Annotated in this window: 15 protein-coding genes; all 15 read left to right on the top strand. The window is 49.0% G+C overall.

Features of this window, described 5'->3' with window-relative positions; genetic code table 11:
• Nucleotides 1–16 precede the first annotated feature (16 nt).
• The 15 genes from B050_RS0101960 (at nt 17) to B050_RS0101885 (ending at nt 24,670) form a co-directional block, all read left to right on the top strand.
• Nucleotides 17–2,014 carry a RagB/SusD family nutrient uptake outer membrane protein gene (locus tag B050_RS0101960; RefSeq protein ID WP_018472191.1) on the top strand — a complete coding sequence of 666 codons (1,998 nt, stop codon included), beginning with the start codon at nt 17–19 and terminating at the stop codon, nt 2,012–2,014.
• Nucleotides 2,015–2,407: 393 nt separating this feature from the next.
• Nucleotides 2,408–4,123 (top strand): pectate lyase family protein, encoded by a 1,716-nt coding sequence (locus B050_RS0101955; RefSeq protein ID WP_229802426.1) that lies wholly within the window; start codon nt 2,408–2,410, stop codon nt 4,121–4,123.
• 114 nt (nt 4,124–4,237) lie between these two features.
• Nucleotides 4,238–4,894, top strand: a complete 657-nt coding sequence (locus B050_RS0101950) for a DUF3826 domain-containing protein (protein ID WP_157492488.1) — start codon at nt 4,238–4,240, stop codon at nt 4,892–4,894.
• 72 nt (nt 4,895–4,966) lie between these two features.
• Complete coding sequence (locus B050_RS0101945; RefSeq protein WP_157492487.1) at nt 4,967–8,059, top strand: DUF6298 domain-containing protein; 3,093 nt, start codon at nt 4,967–4,969, stop codon at nt 8,057–8,059.
• 94 nt (nt 8,060–8,153) lie between these two features.
• Entirely contained in the window at nt 8,154–9,578 is a 1,425-nt protein-coding gene (locus B050_RS0101940) for a glycoside hydrolase family 140 protein (RefSeq protein WP_044201636.1), read from the top strand.
• A 149-nt stretch (nt 9,579–9,727) separates the two neighbouring features.
• Nucleotides 9,728–11,326, top strand: a complete 1,599-nt coding sequence (locus tag B050_RS0101935) for a glycoside hydrolase family 28 protein (RefSeq protein ID WP_018472186.1) — start codon at nt 9,728–9,730, stop codon at nt 11,324–11,326.
• Nucleotides 11,316–12,263, top strand: a complete 948-nt coding sequence (locus B050_RS0101930; protein ID WP_018472185.1) for a glycoside hydrolase family 43 protein — start codon at nt 11,316–11,318, stop codon at nt 12,261–12,263. Before B050_RS0101935 ends, B050_RS0101930 begins: the two co-directional genes overlap by 11 nt.
• Nucleotides 12,256–14,118, top strand: coding sequence for a sialidase family protein (locus tag B050_RS0101925; protein ID WP_018472184.1), 1,863 nt, complete (start codon nt 12,256–12,258; stop codon nt 14,116–14,118). The genes B050_RS0101930 and B050_RS0101925 overlap by 8 nt, the downstream gene beginning before the upstream one ends.
• Nucleotides 14,119–14,123: 5 nt before the next feature.
• Nucleotides 14,124–16,958, top strand: a complete 2,835-nt coding sequence (locus B050_RS0101920; RefSeq protein WP_018472183.1) for a glycoside hydrolase family 78 protein — start codon at nt 14,124–14,126, stop codon at nt 16,956–16,958.
• A 111-nt stretch (nt 16,959–17,069) separates the two neighbouring features.
• Nucleotides 17,070–17,978, top strand: coding sequence for a dihydrodipicolinate synthase family protein (locus B050_RS0101910; protein WP_157492486.1), 909 nt, complete (start codon nt 17,070–17,072; stop codon nt 17,976–17,978).
• 113 nt (nt 17,979–18,091) lie between these two features.
• Nucleotides 18,092–19,669 carry a sodium:solute symporter gene (locus B050_RS0101905; protein ID WP_018472181.1) on the top strand — a complete coding sequence of 526 codons (1,578 nt, stop codon included), beginning with the start codon at nt 18,092–18,094 and terminating at the stop codon, nt 19,667–19,669.
• On the top strand, nt 19,666–20,811 hold the full coding sequence (locus B050_RS0101900) for an iron-containing alcohol dehydrogenase (RefSeq protein ID WP_018472180.1): 1,146 nt from the start codon (nt 19,666–19,668) through the stop codon (nt 20,809–20,811). Before B050_RS0101905 ends, B050_RS0101900 begins: the two co-directional genes overlap by 4 nt.
• 246 nt (nt 20,812–21,057) lie before the next feature.
• On the top strand, nt 21,058–22,107 hold the full coding sequence (pdxA, locus tag B050_RS0101895) for a 4-hydroxythreonine-4-phosphate dehydrogenase PdxA (RefSeq protein WP_026235543.1): 1,050 nt from the start codon (nt 21,058–21,060) through the stop codon (nt 22,105–22,107).
• The gene (locus B050_RS0101890; protein WP_018472177.1) at nt 22,088–23,263 is read left to right on the top strand and encodes a four-carbon acid sugar kinase family protein; all 1,176 of its coding nucleotides are present in this window, start codon (nt 22,088–22,090) and stop codon (nt 23,261–23,263) included. Before pdxA ends, B050_RS0101890 begins: the two co-directional genes overlap by 20 nt.
• A 3-nt stretch (nt 23,264–23,266) precedes the next feature.
• Nucleotides 23,267–24,670 (top strand): dienelactone hydrolase family protein, encoded by a 1,404-nt coding sequence (locus tag B050_RS0101885; RefSeq protein ID WP_018472176.1) that lies wholly within the window; start codon nt 23,267–23,269, stop codon nt 24,668–24,670.
• Nucleotides 24,671–24,771 lie beyond the last annotated feature (101 nt).

The raw sequence follows: 24,771 nt of genomic DNA, 5'->3' as shown, positions 1-24,771 counted from the left end.
CAAAATATTATTAGCAATGATGAAATTTAAAAATATATGGACCCTTGCACTTGGCTTGCTCGTGCTGTCCAGCTGCAATGATGACTTCTTACAAGAGAAGAAAGATCTTACAGGTGCCAATGAGGAGGTTTTTGAGGATGCTTCCATGGCTCAAGCCTATGTAGATTATGTGTATTATTTGTTTTCCCCCGGAAATAACGGGAGAAATCTAATCTGGGATTTATACGGAGGATTTGAATTTTCCAAAAATAGCGATGAAATGCCGGGCAATAGTGCTATCAATCGCGAGTACGCTCAGATTTCCTACCAGGAGGATCATGCTCTCCCTTATTTCGGTGAGCGGATGTCCACCAGTATCAGGAATAATACCTGGACTAGGATGAAAGAAATCAATTTGTTTCTCGATCAGATCGATGATGGAGGCCTTCCGGAAGAAACCAGGAATAACCTCAAAGGTCAGATGTACTTTTGGAGAGCTTGGCAGTATTATGATCTTGTGAAATTATATGGAGGAGTACCCATCGTATTGGACCCCCAAAATCCCATTATTGCTGATGCTGAGCAGACGGAGGTACCTCGCAGCAGCACCAAAGAATGTATCGATCAGATCGTGGCAGATCTAGACTTGGCAATGAGTTTATTGCCAGGAAGATGGCCAGATTCTGACTGGGGAAGGATTACGAGCGGCGCTGCAGCAGCCTTCAAGAGCCGGGTGCTCATCGCTTGGGCAAGTCCGCTATTTAATAGAAATGATGATCCTTCCAGATGGCAAATGGCTTATGCGGCTGCCACTGAGGCTCGATCCATCCTCGAAAGCAATGGCTTTGGTTTATATAAAGAAGGAAACCTGGAAAATGGTGAAGCCTGGGGTAATATGTTTGTCAAGGAAGTAGGCAATCCCGAAGCGGTCATGATTTATGGTTTTAACAATAAAACTTCGGATCAAACACAAAAAAATAATGGATGGGAAAATGCCTGTCGCCCGAGAAACCTCGGCGGTGGAGGACGTATGGAACCCACCATCCAGCTGCTGGATGCCTTCCCGATGAAGGATGGCCGCCCCATAGGGCAGTCTCCCACCTATCAGTATGACCTGAACCATTTCTATAAAAATAGAGATCCTAGGTTTTACCAGACTTTCGTCTTCAACGGTGCTCCCTGGGCCTATAAAGAAGATGCAGCCTACAGACACTGGACCTATCGATGGTTCAAAACTGCCTCAGAGGAAAAGCCTAGCAAAACCACCGAAACCCAGGGGGCCAATGCCAGTGGGGTGTATATGAAGAAAGCTAATAATCCTAGCGCTTCCAGCAGTGATAACTTCGCTGTAAGCGGCACAGATATCATGGAAATACGATTTGCGGAAGTGGTCCTTGATCTTGCGGAGGCTGCGATTGGCATCGGCAATATTCAGGAAGGGATTACCGCCATCATGGAAATCCGAGAACGCGCAGGTGTAGAAAACCTCGATGGCTCCTTTGGCCTGTCCGGAGTGGCCGGAAGAGATCAGGCTTTTGCCACGGTGCTTAACGAGCGCAAGGTGGAATTTGCCTTTGAAGGAAGAAGATTCTGGGACCTGAGAAGATGGCTACTCATGGATGATACCTACGGCACCACGCAGCGACTGGGTGTGGAGCCTATCAATGGCATGAGAAGAAAAGGAATCTATGTGATGGTAAAGGATGATGCTGGAGAATTATATATTGGAAATGACGACCCTATGATCGCTGACAGTGATGGAAATGCCATTGTAATCGATCGTAGCCCCGAGGAATACCCTGAGGGAATTACCAATGAAGACGAGTATTTGGATTATTTATACGACAATTATTTTGAGGTGGGCATAAAGGATGATCTTGACCCTACCAACAATGATTGGACCTTCACCTGGTATCCCGAATACTATTTCTTTGGGCTGGATGAGGAAATACTGAGCTCCTCGCCCTACCTGGAGCAGACGGTAGGCTGGAATAGCATGAATGGAGACGGGACTTTTGATCCCTTAGCAGAATAATAAAATGGTTTAATGATTGCTGTTAATCCCCGAAACTCACTGGTTTCGGGGATTTTTTTTGCTTTATAGAATACCGCTGATGCATAGGGCTAGCGTCTATTAATTTGCCAGAGATTTTTTAAAAATATTCATTGGAAGGCTAAATTATTATTTTGATTGGGAGGCATTATATCCCATTTCATAGCACGAATATCCATTTCGAAGGAGATGCAGGCACCTCGGGCAGGATAGTTCAGGTAAGTTTAGCCTGGTTTATAAGTAACTTTACATAAGGAAGTTAAAGTTCATTGTGCGAAGGGGATCGCCCTTTACTCACCAATGAGGCTTCTGCGACCATCAATTAACAAGCGAAGGATTATCAAAATAACCCTTCCCCAAAACCTAATCTAGCTGATGAATATACCTTGCATGACCCAAGTCCCAAAATCGATAGCGCTAATGGCTGTCACGGCACTTTTGAGTTTTCCTGCACTAGCTCAATACCCTAAAATTCCACCTGCCTTACAGGCCAAGACGGATTCTATCATGGCAATAGAGGAGGCGAGATTGGATCAGGTATGGCAAACTATCTATCCAATTATTGAGAAGGAAGCGGCAGAAGGAAAACCCTATTTGCGCTGGGCTTCATATCCAAAGGACTTTGTGAAGGCAGACATTCCGGCATTTCCCGGTGCTGAAGGAGGTGGAGCCTATACCCCCGGAGGCCGTGGAGGAAAGGTGTATGTGGTGAGCAGCCTTGCAGATAGTGGGCCAGGCAGCCTCCGGGAAGCCTGTGAAGCTGGCGGGGCCAGAACCATCGTGTTCAATGTCGCTGGGATTATCCAACTTGAGAAACCCATTAGCATTCGTGCCCCCTATGTGACTATCGCCGGACAGACTGCCCCTGGAGATGGAGTATGCGTGGCCGGAGAGACCTTTGCAGTAGATACCCATGATGTCATCATTAGGCATATGCGTTTTCGACGTGGAGCCACAGACGTCACCCGCAGGGATGATGCCTTGAGCGGTGATCCCATGGGGAATGTGATTATCGACCACTGTTCGGTAAGCTGGGGGCTGGATGAGAATATTTCCATGTACAGAAATATGTTCCAAGCGGATGATAAGTCCAAAACACAGAAGTTACCCACTGCCAATATTACCATCCAAAATACCATTTCCTCCGAAGGACTGGACACGTATAATCATGCATTTGGAAGCACTATCGGCGGACTTAACAGCACCTTTATCCGTAATTTATGGGCCAATAATATCTCTCGCAACCCGTCCATTGGGATGTATGGGGACTTCACTTTTGTGAATAATGTACTTTTCAACTGGTGGAATCGCTCCGTGGATGGGGGGGATTATCGCTCGCTCTATAATATCATCAATAACTACTATAAACCAGGCCCGATGACTCCTGAAGGCGAGCCAATAAGCTACCGTATCCTCAAGCCTGAGTCTGGCTATATGGATCCAAAGACCTTTGGACGGGCCTATGTGGAGGGCAATGTGGTGGAAGGAAATGACAAGGTGTCCGCTGACAACTGGGCGGGGGGCGTGCAGCCTGGTGACCTCAGCAGGGAAGAGGCTCAAAAGCACTTCGCCTATATGAAGCAGCAAAAGCCTTTTGAGATGGCTCCACTGAATATCCTATCCGCTAAGGAAGCCTATGATTTCGTCCTGGAGAATGCTGGCGCTACCCTGCCCCGAAGAGATGCTGTGGACCTTAGGATCATCAAAAATGTAAGCTCTGGAGAAATCAATGCCCCCGAAGGTCGCCAAATGGAGATCGGAGCAGAATTTATCAATCGACGATTGGATAAGGATTCTTATAAAAAAGGGATCATCGTCCACCCTGACCAAGTGGGTGGATACCCCGAATACTCGGGAAGCCCCTATGTGGAGAGCGATGGAGATGGTATCCCGGATGCCTGGGAAAAGAAATATGGCCTTGACCCAAAAGACCCTTCAGATGCCAATAAAGACCTCAATGGGGATGGCTATACCAATCTAGAGAAATACCTCAATGGCATAGACCCTCGCTCCAAAACCGACTGGACTAAGTGGGAGAATAATAAGGATACCCTGCTGGAGATAGCCAAAAATGGAGGACTGCTTCAGTAAGCGGCAGCTCCTGAAATAGTTCCCTGCTGGCCTCCGCCATTTTCCATCAAAAGAGGAGCGCTGGAGAAGCAGAGAAAGCATAATAAAGTCAGTAAAAACGTAAAAAGATACATCATGGATTTAATCATAAAAACTATAGGAATGGCTGGACTGCTGCTTTTGAGCTGGGCTTATCCTGCAAAAGCCCAAACCGTGGAAGCGGCCTATATAAAGGTGACCAATGAAAGAGCCCAAAAAATCATAAGCCAAATGGATATCGCAGATGCGGAGACAGCGGGGAAGGTGAAGGGATATATAGCGGAGCAATACCAAAACCTGAGCCTGATCCATGAACAAAGGGATGAGGCACTCGCCCAGGTAAAGGAGCAGTATGAAGGGGATAAAAAGCTGAAGATGATGGACAAAGTAGAAAAGAAATCAGATAGGGCCCTGGCCAAATTACATAAGAAATACCTGAGCCAGCTCAATGAAGTCCTCACCGCCGACCAGGTGGACCAGGTGAAAGATGGGATGACTTATAGTGTGGCGCCGAGGACCTATAAGGTGTATCAGGAGATGGTTCCTGACCTTAGCCAGGATCAGCAGGAGCAAATCTGGTCATGGCTGGTGGAAGCCCGGGAGCATGCGATGGATGCTGGCTCCTCTCATGATAAGCATGCTTGGTTTGGGAAATATAAGGGTAAGATCAATAATTACCTTTCTGACCTGGGTGTGGATCTCAAGCAAGCTGAAAAGGACATGATGGAAAGACAAAAAGCATCCACTCATTGATCAGGAGTAATGAAATATAGAAATATGCTTTTGCATAGAATATGGGGTTTATTTAATCAAAATTCGGGAAAAATGTTTTTCTCGAATTTTCTTGTGCTTAGCCTTCTGGGATTTCTGTGCCTGCCGGCAAAGGCAAGACAGGAAGATCAGGCGGTGTATTATAAAGACGGAAAACTTCATTATTCAGCCCTACAGAATGGCGATCGCATGCCTGATTTCTCCTTTTGTGGCTATGGTTCCAGCGAAGTGCCTATCCCGAATCTCCCCGCCAAAGTGCTGCTTAGCCCCGAAGAGGGTGACAATACAGCGAGAATTCAGGCGGCATTAGAATATGTGGGCCAGTTGCCGATGAATGCGCATGGATTCAGGGGGGCGGTAGTGCTTGAGGCAGGAATTTATGAAGTGGAGGGGCAGCTTTTGATGCGGCATTCTGGCGTGGTCCTCCGAGGAACCCGGGAGGGAGAAAGAGAAACTCTGATCCTTGGGAAGGGAAAAAGCAGAGAGACGCTGATCCAGATCAGAGGAATTGACGATAAGGTATTTGGGGATACCGTACAGGTGACAGATGACTATATTCCTGTAAATGCCTCTAGTTTTTCGGTAGATGGCCCCACAGATGCAGGGCAGGCGGTGATGGTGGTTCGTCCTTCCACTCAGGCCTGGATCGATACCTTGAGGATGGTGGAGTTTGGTGGGGAGACCGGCTGGATAGGATGGAAGCCAGGCGGTCATACTCTGATGTGGGATCGGGAGATTATTCAGGTAAATAATAGGAAAGTGATGCTGGACCTGCCACTTACCAATAGCCTTGACCGACAGTTTGGGAGGGCTTTTTTGGTGCAATATAGCTGGCCAGGAAGGATCAGCCATATAGGAGTGGAAAACCTAATTCTTCGCTCCAGTTATGATCATAAAAATAAAAAAGATGAAGACCACCGATGGTCGGGCATTTCTATGGAAAATGTACAGGATGCATGGGTAAGGCAAATAGATTTCCAGCATTTTGCAGGGTCGGCTGTTGCCGTATATAAGTCGGGCAGAAGGGTGACGGTGGAGGATTGTCGGTCTTTTGATCCTATATCTGAGATAGGAGGAGAGCGTCGCAACACTTTTTTCACAGAAGGACAGCAGACCCTTTTTCAGCGCTGTTATTCGGAGTTTGGCATCCATGACTTCAGCTCAGGACTGTCAGTTGCGGGGCCCAATGCCTTTGTGGAATGCCAGGCATATAGATCATTTGGCTTTAGCGGAACCCAGCAGGGATGGGCCACGGGGATGCTGTTTGATAGGATCAGCATCGATGGCCAGGCCTTAGCTTTCGCCAATAGAATGCAAGATGGCCGGGGAGCGGGATGGACCGCTGCCAATAGTGTCCTGTGGCAGTGTGATGCTGCCAAAATAATAAACTATAGCCCTCCTACAGCACAGAATTGGGCCATAGGAAGCTGGGGTCAGTTTGAGGGAGATGGATACTGGGCAGAGACCAATAACCATGTCCGTCCTCTCAGCTTATTTTACGCTCAGCTGGAGGATCGCCTAGGGGAATTACCAATGGATCCACAGCTATTGCCCATGGGCTCTGAGCCCTCCAGCAGCCCCACGGTGGAGCAGGCAGCGGCACTGACAGCAATGGCCACCGAGCCGGTATTGGTGCTCAAGGAGTGGATCCGCCGATCCCGGGACCGGAATCCTATTTCCTCTGAAGCCACCCAAGCGGAGACTTTCGAAGCTTTGGGATTGGCCCCGAAAGAGAAGCAAGCTTCCAGCGCAGCAAAAGTCCATATCCAGCAGGGCAGGATCCTATGGGATGGGCAGCTGCTGACAGGTGCCACCGAGTCTGTCCAATGGTGGCGAGGCAGCCTGCGTCCTCGGGATATTGCGACAGCAAGGCCACATATTACGCGATTTGTGCCGGGAAGATATGGTCCGGCTTATACCGATATTCTCCCGGACCTAGTGACCAATATGGCGCAGGAAGGAAGTGTAGCGATGGATCATAATTATGGACTTTGGTACGATAGGCGAAGGGATGATCATGAGCGGGTAAGAAGGCTGGACCCAGAAGTGTGGCCTCCTTTTTATGAGCAGCCCTTTGCGCGTAGTGGTCAGGGGGAGGCCTGGGACCGGCTTAGTAAATACGACCTTAGCCGCTATAATTATTTCTATTGGAGCAGGCTCGCCACCTTTGCCCAATATGCCGAGCAGGAGGGGATATTATTATTACACCAAAATTATTTTCAGCATAATATCCTGGAGGCAGGAGCTCATTGGGCTGATTCCCCATGGCGGCCAGCCAATAATATCAATGCCACGGGCTTCCCCGAGCCACCCCCGTATGCTGGCGACAAAAGGATATTTATGGGGGAGTATTTTTATGATATCTCCCATCCCCAAAGGCGAGAACTGCACCGGAAATACATCCGGCAGTGTCTTGACAATTTTGCTCAATACAGTAATGTGCTGCAGCTCACGAGTGCAGAATACACCGGGCCCTTGCATTTTATGGAGTTTTGGCTGGATATAATCGCCGAGTGGGAAGCCGAAACCGGCAAGGACGCCATGGTGACCTTGAGTGCCACCAAAGATGTCCAAGATGCGATATTGGAAGATCCCCTTAGAAGTAAACTGGTGGAGGTGATCGATATTAGGTATTGGCATCCTACGGAGCAAGGGGATTATGCCCCTCCCGGAGGCAAGCATCTCGCTCCTCGCCAACATGCCAGGCAGATGAAAGCAGGAAAGGAAAACCCCGCCGCAGTATATGAAGGCATCCGGCGGTACCGAAAGACCTATCCGGATAAAGCCCTTATCTATTCCAGCCCAGCGGGGGCTGGATATGGCTGGGCCGTGCTTTTTGGGGGAGGTTCATTACCCAATATCCCCGCAGTAAAGCACCCTGAATGGAAGAAAAGCCTCAGCACCATGAGCCCGCTGGAGGATAACAAAGGTCATTGGAAAATGAAAAATGATGCCGGAGACTATATGATCTATAAGAGGAATAATGATCTACCCATGGATTTATCAGTATTGCCGGAGGCCAAAATAATCTATATCTCTCCTCAAGATGGAAAAATAATCGCCGAAGACCAACTCATAAATGGCCAGCCGGTAAATGGCTTTCCGGAAGACATTCCACTGATTTGCTGGATTCGGATGGTAGAATAAGATGATTTGAAAACTGAACATAAGAGTCACCTTTCCAAAAGGAAAGAAAAAATAGAAACCCAAAATGGATAAAAATAATAATTCTACAACAAGCATGAAAAATACAATCAAGCTGGGCATGGCCGTCCTGAGTATAGCTTCTCTATTGGGATGCCAGTCCTCTAGGGAGAAGTCCTCCATCGAACAGGTGGCCGTCAAATCGACAGGTCTTCCTCTGCTGGAAGTTTCCGATAATAAACGCTATTTCGTAACCGAGGATAAGGAACCATTTTTTTGGCTTGGAGACACGGGCTGGCTGCTGCTAAGGAAGCTGGACAGGGAGGAGACGTTGGCTTATCTAGATGACCGCCAGGACAAGGGGTATAATATAATCCAAGTCATGACCCTGCACAGCCTTGATATGAGCAATGCGTATGGAGATAGTGCTTTGGTAAATCAAAATGTCGGTGCGCCCCTGCTGACAGAGGGGCATGATTTTTCGGATTCTGAAGCGTATGATTTCTGGGATCATGTGGATTTTGTGATCCAGTCTGCGCAAGAAAGGGGGATATATATCGCCATGGTGCCTGTCTGGGGGACCAATGTAAAAGACGGGAAAGTGTCGGTAGATCAGGCCACCATTTATGCGAAGTTTTTGGCGGATCGGTATAGAGATCAGCCCAATGTCATCTGGCTCAATGGCGGTGATACCCAAGGCGATGAATACACCGAGGTCTGGAATGCCATTGGGGAGACGCTTGATCAAAATGACCCCAATCACCTGATTACCTTTCACCCATTTGGCAGGATGCAATCCTCGGATTGGTTTACGGAGGCCTCATGGATGGATTTTCATATGTTCCAATCGGGCCATCGACGCTATGATCAGGATGATACCGAGCGGGCTTATGGGGAGGACAATTGGCGGTATGTGGAGGATGACTATGCGGAAGCCCGGATCATGCCTACCCTGGATGGGGAGCCTTCATATGAGGGTATCCCTAAGGGATTGCATGATCCAAAAGAGGGTTTTTGGCAAGCCGAAGATGCCAGAAGATACGCCTATTGGGCGGTGTTTTCCGGGGCGGCAGGCCATACTTATGGACATAGTGCGGTGATGCAGATGCAGGGGCCCGAGGATGATAAGGTCGGTGCCTATGGCAATACGAAGCTATGGACCGAAGCGATCAATGATCCGGGGGCAATACAGATGACCTATCTGAAAAACCTGATGATGGAATTTCCCTACCTAGAGCGAGTGCCTGATCAGTCGCTTATTGCGAATCAAGGGGAGAAGCATGACCATCTAGCAGCGACCAGAGGGGATGACTATGCCTTGATCTATACTTATACTGGTAGAGCTATCCAGGTGAATATGGGGCTGATCAAAGGAGAAAAAGTCAAAGCCAGCTGGTTTGATCCACGGACAGGCAAGAAGCATCCGATAGGGGAGTTTCGGGCAGAAGGAACAGAGGGATTTAAGCCAGACGGGGAGGTGCAGGATGGCAATGACTGGGTCTTGGTCTTAAATTACGAATAGAGTAATTAGAGGGTAGAAATAATCAATCTGTCCTAAGAAGGAATAAAAAGGGAGCTGGGCCGAAGGATAATAGTCGGTGGCAGCTGCCTAATGATAATAGGATGACCTGGAGATGTTCCTCTTTATTCATCCGAAAGCCTAAAATAACCATGAAAAGAATAGTAAGTTTTTTATTAGTGCTGACGGCAGTGGCCTGCCTGAATGGTGTATTTGCCAGGACTCCGGGCTGGATCAATATCCTGGAAGCCGGGGGAAATAATAAGGGGGAGCTGTGCACTGGGGCTATCCAGTCGGCCATCGATGAGGCTAATCAACGCGGCGGAGGGACGGTATATTTCCCCGCTGGGGATTACCTTACTGGCGCCATACGGATGAAGAGTAATACTACGATCCATTTGGAAGCGGGTGCAGTATTGCGGTTTTCGACCAACTTTGATCATTATTTACCCTTTGTGCAGACGCGCTGGGAGGGCTCAGTGATGCAGAATTTCTCTCCATTAATTTATGCGTTTGAAGCAGAGAACATCACCATCACGGGTCGCGGCAAAATCGACGGACAGGGGTATGACTGGTGGATGGAGATGTACCGTATCCATGAGGCAGACCCCAACACCCTAGAAGAGACCAAGTATCAAAAAATGTGGACTGCCGCAAATCCTGATTTGGAAACGGAGCCGTATTACCAAAAAACCATGAGCCTTAAGTTTTTTAGGCCTCCACTTATCCAGCCATTCCGCTGCAAGAACGTGCGCATCGAGGGTGTGACGATCGTCAATTCACCCTTTTGGACCGTCAACCCAGCCTTTTGCGAAAATGTGACCATCACAGGGATCACCATCGAAAATCCTCCCTCCCCGAATACCGACGGGATCAACCCTACCTCCTGCAAGAATGTCCATATTTCTGATTGCCATATCAGTGTGGGAGATGACTGCATCACCATCAAATCAGGCAGGGATATCGATGGACGGAAATGGGATACGCCTACAGAAAATGTAACCATCACCAACTGCACCATGCTCAGTGGTCATGGTGGCGTGGTGATCGGCAGCGAAGTTTCGGGAAGTATCCGAAAAATCACCATCTCCAATTGTGTCTTCGATGGAACAGACCGTGGCATCCGTCTCAAGGCTGCCCGTGGACGCGGGGGCATCGTGGAGGAGATCCGCATAGATAATGTGGTCATGAAGAATATCCAGCTGGAAGCCATTGTGATGAACCTTTTTTATGACAAAAACACCTCCCAAGGCCCGGTGACAGAGAAAACCCCGCAGTTTAGAAATATCCATATTTCTAATGTCACTGGCTCAGAAGTCAATGTGGCAGGGAAAATTCTCGGAATCCCTGAGATGCCGATAGAGAATATAAGCTTTTCTAATATCAATATAGACGCCAAAGAAGGCCTGTCCATCCATACCGCCAGCCAGGTGGAGCTGCATGATGTACAGATCAACACCCAAATGGGCCCCTCCTTTACCGTAACCAATACTGAGGGATTGGTGATGGATAACCTGAAAAGCCAGCGTCCACAGGATGGGCATCCGGTGATCAGGTTGGAGGAGGTCAGCAATGCGATGATTTATAATAATTTTCCCATGGCGGAGACTCCGCTATTTCTGGAAATCACAGGCTCGGCATCACGGGGAATCCACCTTCAAAATAACCAGTGGGCCAATGTCAAAGTACCGCTTAAGCAGGGACATGAAGTGAAGGAATCAGCAGTGAAAATAGTTGGATATGAGGATTAAGAGCAAAGGGATTATAGTTGCGCTGATGGTCATTCTAGGCTTGGGAAGCTGTAAAGCTCAGGAGGATTATTATATTTTCACCTCCTTCAGAGAGCCTGCAGATGAGGGGCTTTATTTGGCTTATAGTGAGGATGGCTATCGGTGGGAGAGCCTCGGAGGGCCGTTTCTGCCGCCTGTCGCTGGCAAGAGCAAGATCATGCGGGATCCATCCATAGCGGAAGGCCCCGATGGGACTTATCATATGGTGTGGACCACTGACTGGAAGGGGGGCAATGGTTTTGGCTATGCCTCCACCAGGGACTTTATCCATTGGTCGGAGCAGGAGTTTATCCCTGTGATGGAGCATGAGCCAGAGGTGGTGAATGTCTGGGCTCCAGAGATCTTCTATGACGATACCACCGATCAGTTTATTATCATCTGGGCCTCCACCATTCCTCATCGCTTCGAAAAGGGCGAGGAAGAAGAACAGAATAATCACCGAATGTATTCTACCAGCACCAGAGATTTTAAGGAGTTTTCTCCTAGCCAGTTGTTCCTGGAGCCTGGCTTTAGTGTGATTGACGCGGTGATTGTAAAACGCGGGGTAGAAGATTATGTATTGGTGCTTAAAGATAATACCCGGCCTAATCGGAACCTAAAAGTCGCTTTTGGTAAATCCCCCCTCGGACCTTGGGAGAATATCAGCCCTGCATTTTCGGATTTTCTTACGGAAGGACCCACCGTAATTTCCATCGATGATCAGTGGCTAATATTTTATGATAGCTATGGTGCCAAAACCTATGAGGCGGTAAGCACTCCGGACTTTCAGGATTTTCATCAAATCAACGAGCAGATCAGTTTGCCCGAAGGGCATAAACATGGCACCATCGCTAAGGTGAGCCCTGCGCTGCTCAGGAGCCTAAAATCCCAATCGAAAAATGCGAAGAATAATGAATAATCTATATCAAGCAAGGCGCATGAATTTAGGGCTTATAGGGCTGTTAGTATGGTCTCTGGGTCTGTACATTCCGGATGTCCGGGCTCAGGATACCCTTCATTATAGTGGAAGCACTCTCTCAAGGGTGGATTATCACCATGGGCAATTGCAGCCTGCCGTGGGGGTACATGCCGTGCAGACCATGCGCGCCAACCGGCAAATGCCAGAGGAAAGTGATGGCTATGGCTGGACTTATAATCATGCTCCCATGATCGCATACTGGCAGGGAAAGTACTATCTGGAATACCTGAGCGATCCCGTAGGAGAGCATATTGCGCCCAGTCAGACTTTATTGCAAACCTCAGAAGATGGATATTCGTGGACCATGCCTGAGGTAATATTCCCTCCTTACCGGATTCCCGATGGGACCAGGAAGGAAGGCCATGAAGGAATAGCCAAAGATCTCGATGCGGTGATGCACCAGAGGATGGGCTTCTATGTGGCCAGCAACGGGAAGCTACTAGCGCTGGCCTATTATGGGATAGCGATGGATGCCCATGATGGCCCCAATGATGGTAAGGGTATAGGGAGAGTGATTAGAGAGATCAAGGAAGATGGAAGCTTCGGCCCTATTTATTTTATACGATATAATAAGGGCTGGACCGAAGGGAATACCGATTATCCATTTTACAAAAGCAGTACGGATAGGGCTATGGTGGCGGCCTGTGAGGAGCTGCTGAGCAAGCCCCTGATGATGCAGCAGTGGGTGGAGGAAGCAGATCGTGATGACCCACTGATCCCGCTCCAAAAGCAGTATAAGGCCTTTAGCTACTATACTCTGCCCGACTCAAGGGTCCTGGGTCTATGGAAGCATGCCCTGACCAGCATCAGCGCCGATGGAGGCCTTTCCTGGCAATATATGCCGCTTCGAGCCCCTAGAATAGTCAACTCCAATGCCAAAATCTGGGGACAAAGGACCGCCGATGGAGCATTTGCCTTGGTCTATAATCCCTCGGAATACCGCTGGCCTTTGGCGGTGTCCACCAGCGTGGATGGGATCGATTATACCAACTTATTATTGGTTCATGGAGAAATCACCACTATGAGATATGGAGGAAACTATAAATCCTATGGGCCGCAATATATCAGGGGAATCCTGGAGGGCAATGGAACCCCTCCCGATGGCAAAATGTGGTTGACCTATAGTGTAAATAAGGAGGATATCTGGGTGGCCTCCGTGCCGACGCCCATTAGCGCAGAGGCCGCTGGCCATGCCATGGAGGTATTCGATAAGTTGCCCGAAGGACAGGAACTTCGACTATGGAATACTTACAGCCCCCAGTGGGCAAAGACTCAGATCAGCAGGAAGGAAGGCAAGCGCTACCTTCGCATGGCCGATAAGGACCCATTTGATTATGCAAAGGCGCAGCGGATTATTCCCTCCAGCAAGCAGCTTCATGTGGAATTTACCCTGATCCCAAACCAGGATGATCATGGCAAGCTACAAATAGAAATCCAGGATGCTCAAGGGCGGCCTGGAGTCCAGCTGCTATTTGATGAAGATGGGCTGATCAAAACCCGCGCTGGCTATAGGATGAACACCCTCAGCGAATACCAGAAGGGAAAGACCTATAAGGTGGAAATGGATTTGGATGTGGAAACACGGTTTTATTCCCTGAAGGTGAATGGCATTGAGAAGGGCCCCAAATTATTCTTTGCCCCTCTGGAGGCGATGGAGCGGATCGTATTTCGTACCGGCACCCAGCGCTATTTTCCTCATGCGGAGACTCCCACTGATCAAGATTATGATGTGAATGGCGCTGGGCAGATGGATCCAGAGGCCGAATTTTATTTGGAATCTCTAATTAGCTACTGATCATTATGAACACTTGCCGCCTACTAGCCACCTGCAAAACACCCCTGAGCATCCTTACCATACTGTTGTTGATGGCTATGGGTGGAATAGCTTGCGACTCGGAAAGGGGGCTGGCGACTTGGACCAGCTATGAGCTGCGGGTGGAGCGGCAGATAGATCCCTTAGCCCTGGAGACGCGCAGGCCACGATTTAGTTGGAAACTGCATTCCCCTGAGCAAGGCGCTTATCAGTCGGCCTATCAGCTAGAAGTCTATCAGGGTAAGACTGCTGAGGCGGAAAAAATGATTTGGGATAGCGGAAAAATTCCCGAGGGCCAAAGCCAGCTCCTACCTTATCTTGGGCCTCCCTTATCTCCGGGAAATGACTATTGCTGGAGGCTGAAAGTATGGAATGACAAGGAGCAGGCTTCGCAATGGTCTGAGCTATCTTTCTTTGGAATGGCCCCTGCGGAGCTGTCCCTTCAGTCCCAATGGATAGGTGCTATCACTAGGGCCGATAGCCATTTGCCCGAAGGGCGTGACTACCATGCTCCACTCATGGGAAAGCAAGAAAATAAAGATAAATGGGGCAAAGTGGACTCACTGGCTAGCAGAAGCATCCTGCTGAGGAAGGAGTTTGCGGTCACAGACAAGCTCAAAAAAGCAAAAATACATATCAGTGGCTTGGGCCACTATGAGCTTAGTATCAATGGTCATAAGGTGGGAAATAGCGTATTTGCCCCGCTATGGACAGACTATGACAAGACTGTTTATTATAATACTTTTGAGGTTTCCGAGCAGCTGAATAAGGGGGACAATGCCATCGGGGTCCTTCTTGGCAATGGCATGTATAATATTACGGGTGGCAGGTATTTCAAATTTCTGGTGAGCTTTGGTCCTCCCACCTTGTTTTTCCGTATGGACCTGGAATATCAGGACGGCCGGAAGGAGTCCATCTCCTCTGATGCGAGTTGGAAGTGGGATAAGAGCCCGATACGTTATAATAGCATTTTTGGCGGAGAAGACTATGATGCTCGACTGGAGCAGGCCGGCTGGGACGAGGCGGGATTTGATGCTTCAGACTGGAAAGCGGCGCAGGTCCAGCAGGCTCCAAAAGGCAGACTAGGCCCTCAGCAAGCTTCCTCGGTGCGGGTGCAAGAGGAATATGGCATCCAGACCATCACAGAGCCACAAGAGAATGTCTATATAATGGATATGGGTCAAAATCTTGCTGGTTTTCCCAGCCTTAAAGTAAAAGGATCAAGAGGGCAGAAGATAAGGCTTATCGTCGGGGAGCATCTCAAAGAAGATGGCCTTGTGGGTCAGGGGCGCACTGGCGGGCCACATTATTACGAATATACCCTGAAAGGAGAAGGGGAGGAAAGCTGGACTCCGCGCTTTAGTTACTATGGCTACCAATATATCCAAATCGAAAATGTAAACTTGCCGGGTCAACCGGAGAAGCCAGGCCGGCCCGGCGTTCTGGAGCTAAAATCCAATTTTATCTATAATGATGTCGCAGAGATTGGGACTTTTGAGAGCTCCAATGAGATATTTAATAAAAGCCATGTCCTGATCAATAATGCCATCAAGAGTAATATGCAGAGTGTATTTACTGACTGCCCCCATCGGGAAAAACTCGGCTGGCTGGAGGAAACCCACCTCAATGGACCTGGCTTATTTTTTAACTATGACCTGGGACTTCTGGTCCCTAAAGTAATGCAGGACATGGCCGATGCCCAATGGGAAAATGGCCTAGTGCCCAATATCGCGCCTGAATATGTGATTTTCGGTGGAGATTTCACCGATTCTCCTGAATGGGGTATGGCGGCCATCATTTTGCCTTGGATGTATTACGATTATTATGGCGACAGCAGCCTTATAGAAAGACATTACCCCATGATGAAAAGGTATATAGAGTACCTAGGAACTAAAGCCACCAATCACATCCTCTCTCATGGGCTTGGCGACTGGTATGACTATGGCCCTCATGCGGCAGGATACTCCAAAAACAGTCCTATTTCGCTGTCGGCAACTTCTCATTATTATTTTGGGATAAAACTCCTAAAAGATGCCGCTTCCATGCTTCAGGAAGAGGCAGACTATGACAGGTACCGTCAGCTGCAAACAGAAGTGAAGGAGGCTTTCAACGGAGAGTTCTTTGATACCCGCAGCAACCAATATGGAACAGGCAGCCAGTTTTCGAATGCCATTCCTTTGTTTTTGGATATGGTGGACAGTTCCAGAAGGGAAAAAGTGCTAAACAATCTGGTGGCAAATATTCATGAAAATGGCAACCGCCTTACCACTGGAGATGTGGGAAATCGGTATTTATACCAGACGTTGGCGCGGAATGGGCTCAATGAGTTGATGTTCAAAATGCATAATCATTATGATACGCCAGGTTATGGATTTCAAATTCAGTTTGGGTTGACCACCTTGACTGAGCAGTGGGATCCCCGCAAAGGCAATAGCTGGAATCATTTCATGATGGGCCAGATAGAAGAGTGGTTTTTTACTGATCTAGCAGGAATACAGGTGGATAGAATGAATCCAGGCTTTAAGCATTTTTTCCTTCGACCGCAGCTGTTGGGAGATATGGACTATGTCAAGGCCAGCTATGAAAGCATCTATGGCACCATTCACTCCGCCTGGCAAAGAGAGAAAGATAAGCTTACTTTTCATTTTACCATCCCGGTGAATAGCACTGCGACCTTTGTCATGCCTGTGAGCCATCCGGCGGAGGTTTTGATCAATGGCAGGGAGGCTGGTGACAGGGATGCCAAAGATAATAATGCTAAGCCTCTGCCGCACAGTTATGCCTTGGGCTCGGGAGAGTATTCTATCGAGGTACGCTTATAGCTAAAGTGCTCAGGGAGGGATGATAAATGTGCTCGAAAAGGGAAAAACAGAAGGGGGTGAAAATTCCTATTTGCCCCGACAGGGGCTAATGAAAAAGACAAAATGATACCTATGGAAAAGAAATATAAGGGGGTGGTGGTGCCGATGGTGACTCCACTGAATGAAAAAAGGGAGATAGATATAGAGGCGGTGGCTAGGATCATGGAGGCATTTGCCCGGTATGATATTTCGCCGCTTCTGCTGGGGACCACGGGGGAGTCGGCTTCATTTTCGCAGGAAGAAAGTCATAAGATGGTGAAGGCAGCAATCGCCTCCAAATCCGCCCATCAGCAAGTCTATGCAGGCTTGGTGAGTAATAATGTGGCAGAGCAAGCCGGCAGAGGTCAGCAGTATTTGGACCTGGGGGTGGATGCTGTCGTGGCCACATTGCCTGCCTACTATATCCTGTCGGCGGATCAGATGAAGCGTTATTTTGAGCGATTGGCAGAGCAGCTTCAGGGGCCCTTATTGATGTATAATATCAAGGCCACTACCCAGATGTCCATCCCCCTATCGGTGGTGGAGGAGATGAGTCATCACCCTCATATCTGGGGACTAAAAGACTCCGAAAGGGATGGTGAGCGAATGGCAGAGACGATCGGTCGCTATCGCCAAAGGCCTGATTTTTCCTTTTTTTGTGGCTGGGGTGCTCAGTCCGCAGACAGCATCAGGACAGGGGCAGATGGTATTGTGCCCAGCACGGGTAATATTGTCCCAGAAATATACCAAAAACTATATGCTGCGGCAGCAAATGGCGAGGATGCCAGGGCCAGACATTACCAAAACTTAAGTGATGAGGTGGCCAAAATCTACCAGTCCGGACGCAGTCTTGGGGCCTCTCTGTCGGCATTAAAGGTGCTAATGAAGCATCAGGGATTATGTGAGCAGTATATGAAGCCCCCTTTGAGCGAGCTGGAGCAGGGGGAGGTGGAAGAAATACTGGCTCAGTGGAGCCAGGTAAACCCTTTACTCCAGCAATGAGCAGCAGGATATGGCTTAGCGAGCCTTGTAGGCTGCTGTATTAGGATACCGGGCATTCCCTGAGGGCTTTGCTCGGCGCAAAATTATTCTATAATAATAACCCAAAATACCGAATGAACGGCGGATTACACTGGATAGACTATTTACTGATCATCCTCTCGATTCTGGGGACGATAGCGATGGGGATTTATTTCTCCAAGCGACAAAAAAGCAGCGAAGATTATTTTGCGGGTGGAGGAGGAATCCCTGCCTGGGCCATAGGCATGTCTATTTTTGCCACGCTGATCAGCAGTGTGACCTTCCTGGCTTATCCTAGTGCGGCCTATAAATCCAATTGGATTTTGCTGGTCCAGGGGCTTATGGTACCCATCGTTTTGCTGGGCATGATATGGGTGATTGTCCCGCTTTTTCGCAAGGTTATCGGCCTGAGCACCTATGAGTACTTCGAAAAGCGCTTTGGCTTCTTTGCTCGATTATACAGTTCCCTAGCTTTTGTATTGACCCATTTCTCTAAGATGGGAACGGTATTGTACCTGGTCAGCCTTGCTCTGAGTAGTATGATTGGGATCGATATATTTCTGATTATCGGGGTACTCACCTTTGTAATCATAGTCCTGACCTTACTGGGCGGAATCGAAGCGGTGATATGGATGGATGTCATTCAGGGTTTTCTGCTGATTGGCGGGGGCTTATTCTGCCTGGGTTTATTATTGTTTGTTCCCGAGGGAGGGCCTTCGGAGGTGATGGGCAAGGCCATTGAGATGAATAAAATAGGTTTTGGCCCTTACGATATTGATTTTACACAGTTGACATTCATCGTGATGGTCTTCAATGGGTTCTTCTATGCGATTCAGAAATATGGCACTGACCAGACGATAGTCCAGCGGTACCTGACGGCACGCAATGATCAGGAGGCCAAGAAGGCGGCCTATATGGGCGTTTTTCTGAGCGTTCCGGTTTGGGCTTTATTTATGCTCATAGGCTCGCTGCTGTATGTGTTTTATAATAGCTCTGGGGCTGCACTGCCCGAGGGGACGAGCGTGGATGAGGTATTCCCTTATTTCATTATGAGCCAGCTGCCACCCGGTGTTACCGGATTGGTACTATCGGCCTTGGCGGCGGCAGCGATTTCTAGTTTGGATTCTGATATGAACTGCCTTGCGGCGGTGGGCGTGGAGGATTATTATAAGCGATTCAGGCCCCACTGTACCAGCCAGCAGAAGCTGAAAGTAGGGAGGATTCTAGTGTTTATTTCTGGTCTTGCTGCGGCGGTGGTGGCGGTACTGTATGTTCTATGGGATGGTCAGGGGGTACTCGGGGCCGTATTTGGCTTATATGCGATATTCTCTGCCGGGATAGTAGGGATATTCCTGCTAGGCATACTCAGCAGACGCGCCAATAAGCAAGGCTTATATGTGGGGATAGCGGCATGTGTACTCTTTACGGCCTACGCCCTGCTTACCTCCAGCCCCATGGGGTTTGGGGGAGACGAAAAACTTCTTTTGGATTTAGGGAAATATAATTTCACACAGCATAAGTATATGCTTGGGGTGTACAGTCATGTGATCGTTTTGGTGGTTGGCTATGGAGCAAGCTTGTTTTTCCCTAGCCCCAAAGCGCCCGAGAACCTCACGATATACGGTTATCTGAAAGGAAAAAATAAGACGGAAAAAATAAAGGAATTTTCATGAGGGCAATACAGTTATTACAACCTTCAAAGCTGGTTTTTGGCAGCGGATCGTGGGAGCTATTTGTGGAGGATACCCTGCAGGCTGCGCCCAAAAAAGTATATTTATTGATCGCTGAGCCCTTGACTAAGGCGCTAAAACCAGGGATAGACCGGCTGAAGGCATCAGGTATCAGGCTGCGCCTTTCGGTATATGAGGCAGGCGAGCCTACTTTTGGCTTATACCAGCAATACCTCCGGGAGGTAAAATCCTTTCAGCCTCAGGTGATTGTGGGCATAGGTGGCGGCAGTGTCCTGGACCTGGCGAAGATCCTGGCGGCGATGCAGGACAGTACAAGTGAGTTAAGTGAATTTATTGGTATAAATTTGTTAGAAAGTCGGAAAACAGCCTTGATATGTATTCCTACCACAGCAGGTACAGGCAGCGAGGTATCGCCCAATGCCATTCTCCTAGATGAGGAGACGATGGAGAAGAAAGGGGTGATCAGTCCGTATTTGGTGCCGGATGCTACTTATATAGATCCTGATCTCACGCTGGGCTTGCCAGCAAAGATCACCGCAGAAACAGGGATCGATGCCCTGTCTCACTGCATAGAGGCCTATACAAATAAGTTTAGCCATCCGCTGATCGATGACTATGCGCTAAGGGGAATTTCGCTCATCGGACAAAACCTCCTCCGAGCTTATACCGATGGCTCCGATATTGAGGCCAGGACGGCGGTCGCTTTGGGAAGCATGTATGGAGGACTCTGTTTGGGTCCAGTAAATACCGCTGCGGTACATGCGCTTTCGTACCCCTTAGGTGGGAAGTATCATGTGCCTCATGGATTGGCAAATGCCGTTTTGCTGCCCGAGGTCATGGCCTATAACCTGTCCTCCGACGTATCAAAGCATGAGCAAATCGCTCTAGCCATAGGGGCAAAAAAAGGTAATAGCCCTGAAGAAACAGCCAAAAATGGGCTGGAGAAAATTAAGGAAATGGTGAGGTTATGTAATATACCTCAGGATCTTAGCCACTTAGGTGTGGAGAAAGAAGATGTCACCGAGCTGGCGACTATGGCCATGAGGGTAAGCCGTTTATTGAAAAATAACCCTAAGGAAATGACCTTGGAGGATGCCGAGCAGATTTACTATAGCCTCTTTTGATCCAAATCAGGCGAGGAAATGGCGGCTTTTCCCGGCTTGCATAAACTAATGAATACATAAGAATATTAGATAAATAGTGTATAAAGTAGCCTTAATACGATTTCGTAAGCAGGCTAGAGGAAGTAAGCTGGGCCTAGAGCGATTGCTGCCCGGCCTATTTTCAGGGATCAGAGGACTGAGACCGTGGAGGGAGGTGAGGCTTTAAGGCCAGCGATCCTCCATCGATGTCCATAAAAAATGAAGATAATGGAAAAACCAATAATAGCGATCAGCATGGGTGATCCGGCTGGAATAGGACCGGAGATCATTGTGAAGAGCTTTCAGGCTGGCGGCTTGCATAGCAAATGCCGGCCTGTGGTGGTGGGAGATGCAAAGACGCTTTCGCTGGCGGTGGAGCGGCTCGGGAGTTCCTTGAAGGTATCTGCCTTGCAGGAGGTTTCCGAAGCTCGATATGAGAGTGGGACTCTCGAGGTGATAGACCTGGCCAATGTAAAGGTGGAGGAGCTGGAATATGGCAAGGTGAGCGCTATGGCAGGAAATGCAGCCTTCGAGGCCGTCCAAAAGGTAATCCAGCTTGCCCTTGCCGGGGTGGTGGATGCCACCGTCACCGCCCCGATCAATAAAGAGGCGATCAACCTGGCCGGGCATCATTATGCTGGGCACACTGAGATCTACGCTGAATATACCAATACAAAGAAATATGCCATGCTCCTGGTGGAGCAAAACCTTCGCGTCATCCATGTCACCACCCATGTGCCGCTTCGGCAGGCTTGTGACTTAGTGAAGAAGGAAAGAGTACTGGAGGTAATCCATCTTTTACAGGAAGCTTGCCAACAGTTTGGGATAGCCAAGCCCCGTATCGGGGTGGCCGGGCTAAACCCACATGCCGGTGACGGAGGTTTATTCGGGACGGAGGATGATCTGGAGATCCTTCCGGCGGTGCTTGCTGCCCGGGAGGAGGGGATAGATGCTTTCGGCCCTGTGCCTCCTGATACATTATTTGCCAAGGCCGTGCAGGGATATTATGATGGCTGCGTGGCTATGTATCACGATCAGGGTCATATTCCTTTCAAGATGATTGGCTTCAAATGGGACAATACTTCCCAAACGATGGAAAGTGTCAAGGGGGTAAATATCACTCTTGGCCTGCCCATCATCCGCACCTCGGTGGATCATGGTACTGCCTTTGAGATTGCCGGGCAGGGAATAGCCTCCGAAGATGCCTTAAACTTAGCGATTGACTATGCCATTCCGATGGCCATAAACAGAAAAAAATATGATAGCAGTTATAGCTGATGATATTACCGGCGCTGCCGAAATAGCAGGGGTATGCCTGAGATGGGGTATTCCTGTGTCTTTTGCGCTGGATGCCAGCCCCATCCATGGGGCGGAGGTAATGGTGATAGCCACCGACACCCGATCCATGTCAGAAGTTCAGGCCATCCACGAGACCGATAGGATCGCCGCCGAGCTCCTCGCCATGGGCATTACCTGGATATTTAAGAAATCTGACTCGGCCATGCGTGGGCATGTGGCTGCCGAACTTAAAGTGCTGGCCCAAAAAATGCACAAGAGCAAGATTCTGTTGGTCCCGGCAAATCCCTATACGGGTCGGAGTATCAGCCATGGGGAATATTATGTCAAAGGTAATCCGCTGAGCGAAACCAGCTTTAAGGATGATCCCACCTTCCCCGCCTTCTCTTCCAATGTTAAGGATTTGCTGAGGGAAAGCGAAATGCCAGTGGCCTATGGGATGTTTTCGGGAGAGGAAGACCTGAATATAGGGTTTAACATCCCGGATTCTCAGAATATGCAAGACCTCTATGATTGGGCCAGCCTTATGGATGATTCGGTATTGCCGGCAGGCAGTGCGGCCTTTTTTGAGATGTGCCTAAAGCGAAACTTTCCCGATTGGATGCGAGGCCAGGAGCCAGACCCTCTATCTTTCGTAGGCAATAGCCTGATGATCGCAGGTAGCAGCCACCAAAATAGCAAAGACTTTGTACATAAAGCAGTGGAAAAAGGCGTTCATCTAAGCGAAATGCCCCTTGGTCTTATGCAAGAGGCCTTCAGCGACCAAGCCCTTGAGGCCTGGGTGGATGATGTTGCCGATGGCTTGCTCGATGGAGATCGCGTGATCATGGCCTATGGAAGTAAGCAGGTGAAATTCGATAATTACCCCGCAGTGCTCAAGAAACGTACCGCCATGGCAGTGGCTAAAGTCATCCAAGAAATTCCCGTTAGGGAGTTATTATTGGAAGGTGGGGCGACCACCTGTGCTGTCATCGAGGAGCTGGCTTTGGGCGCATTGATCCCTATGCAGGAGCTCAGCCCTGGGGTGGTGAGGCTGAAGGTGGAAGGCAAAGATATGGTCCTGACGATTAAGCCCGGCAGTTACGCTTGGCCGGAGGCTGTATATCGCTATTTCGAACTCCAAAAACCTGTGGTCTAGCCTATGTCTTCCCCCAAAAACAAGTTCTTCTTAGCCTTCCTCCTTTTTATTATGGCTGGACTGGGGCGGTGCTTGGCCCAGGATTCGGATCATAATTACCGTGAAAACCTTGCTGCCAGCCTGACAAAAATAGAGGAGATCTTTGGGGTGCAGCTGAAATATGAGCCTAAGCTCGTGGAGGGAAAATCCCTTGACTATGCGTATTGGCGAATCAGACAGGGAAATTTGGAGGTATCACTCACGGCGGTACTGGCGCCTTTTGACCTGACTTTTTTCAAAGAAGATGCCAGTCATTATACCATAAAGCCCTTTCAATATCATAAGAAATCACGCTCTGCTGCCGAGGAGCAGCTGGACTTTTTGGCTTCCACTTATCATAACCTTGAGGAATGGGAAAACCGAAAAGCCCTTCTGAAAGCCTGTATAATGGAGGCTTTGGCATTGGAAGCTTTGCCTGCCGCTCCGAATAATGCCCCGATTGTGAATGAAAGAAAAATCTTTGAGGGCTATTCCGTAGAGAATATTGCCTTGGAAGTGTTGCCGGGAATATTCACCACGGGCTCCATCTACCGACCTTTTCCCTTAGGAGAAAACCTCCCGATTGTCATCATGCCAAATGGTCATTTTGGCCAGGGCCGCTATCGGGAAAGCCAGCAGATCAGAAGTGCGACCTTGGCCCGGATGGGAGCGGTCGTGGTGGGCTATGATCTCTTTGCCTGGGGCGAGTCATTATTACAGTTCGACAGTGAGGACCATCATTTGGCTGCGGCGCATAGCTTGCAGACTTGGAATGGCATCCAGTGGATCGACTATTTGACTGCCCTGCCAGAAACAGACCCTCAGCGCGTGGGCATCACTGGAGGATCCGGCGGGGGCTCGCAGACCATGCTGCTGTCCGCCATAGACGATCGCATCACCGTGTCTGTGCCCACCGTTATGCTCTCCTCCCACTTTTCGGGTGGCTGCCCTTGTGAGAGCGGGAAGCCAATACACCTCTGCGGTGGAGGAACTAATAATGCGGAAATCGCCGCTATGACCGCTCCTCGACCACTGCTCATCATCTCTGACGGAGGCGACTGGACCCATTCGGTTCCCGAGCTGGAGCTTCCCTATATCCGCAGAATATATGGTTTCTATGATCAAGAAGACCTGCTGATCAATAGTCATTTTTCCCAAGAAGGACATGATTACGGCTTCTCCAAGCGACAAGCCATGTACCCCTTTATGGCCAAACACCTGGGGCTAAACCCGCAATCTCTCCTCAATCAGCTGGGACAGGTAGCAGAAGATAATATCACGATTTTATCCGAGCAGGACTTGCAGGTATTTGGCGCCGATGGTAGCCTATTGCCTGCTCATGCAGTGCAGGGACGAGAGGCCTTGTTTGAGTTGCTGGAGGGAAATTGACCCGCTTCCGGAGATGGATTTGCCCAGGAAATGGCGGATGACCCTAGGCTTCCCTCGTTTAGGAGTAGAGCGTATGAGTCGTGGATTTATAGTGTTTTTGC

The organism is Echinicola pacifica DSM 19836, assembly GCF_000373245.1.
GTDB lineage: Bacteria > Bacteroidota > Bacteroidia > Cytophagales > Cyclobacteriaceae > Echinicola > Echinicola pacifica.
The sequence above is the reverse complement of the archived record's forward strand: the minus strand, read 5'-3'. Positions and strand labels throughout refer to the sequence as shown.